This is a genomic window from Arhodomonas sp. KWT (genome assembly GCF_010993615.1).
The window spans coordinates 1-660 of the sequence record NZ_WNXE01000928.1 but is presented as its reverse complement, the minus strand read 5'-3'; the positions used below and the strand labels follow the sequence as shown (position 1 = coordinate 660).

The 660-nt window shown below is 76.1% G+C and carries 2 pseudogenes; both read left to right on the top strand.

What is annotated here, in order from left to right:
• Window positions 1-395 (top strand): annotated as a pseudogene (locus G7A99_RS23355) (lipid-A-disaccharide synthase); the annotation flags it as partial.
• A pseudogene (gene rnhB / locus G7A99_RS23350) lies at window positions 392-660 on the top strand (ribonuclease HII); the annotation flags it as partial. The pseudogenes G7A99_RS23355 and rnhB, both read left to right, overlap by 4 nt.

The following is a 660-nucleotide window of genomic DNA, read 5'->3' as shown; positions in this document are numbered from 1 at the left end:
TGCGTCTCGTCGAGGGCGACGCGGCGACCGTCATGGGGGCGGCGGATGTGGTGCTCACCGCCTCCGGCACGGCGACCCTGGAGGCCATGCTGCTCAAGCGCCCGATGGTCGTCGCCTACCGGGTCGCCCCGGCGACGGCCTGGCTGGTGCGCCGCCTCGGACTGGTGAGTACGCGGCATTTCTCGCTGCCCAACCTGCTCGCCGGGGAGGCCGTGGTGCCGGAGTACATCCAGGAGGCAGCGACGCCCGGGGCCCTGGCCGCCGCGGTGACCGGCTGGCTGGACGACCCGGCCGCCGCCGCGGCGCTCGGCGAGCGTTTCCGCGCCTTCCACGAGACGCTGTGCCGTGGCGCCGACGAGCGCGCGGCGGATGCCGTGGAGGCGACGCTGACATGAGTGCACAGGCGGGTTTCGAGTTTGCCCGGACCGCCGCCCGGCCCGCCGGGGTCGACGAGGTCGGCCGCGGCCCCCTCGCCGGACCGGTGGTGGCCGCCGCGGTGATCCTGCCGCCGGCGGGGATCGACGGCGTGGCCGACTCCAAGACCCTGTCCGCCCGGCGGCGGGAGGTGCTGGCCGAGCGCATCCGCGGCGAGGCCCTGGCCTGGGGGCTGGGCCGTGCCGAGGTCGGCGAGATCGACACGCTCAACATCCGCGAGGCGAC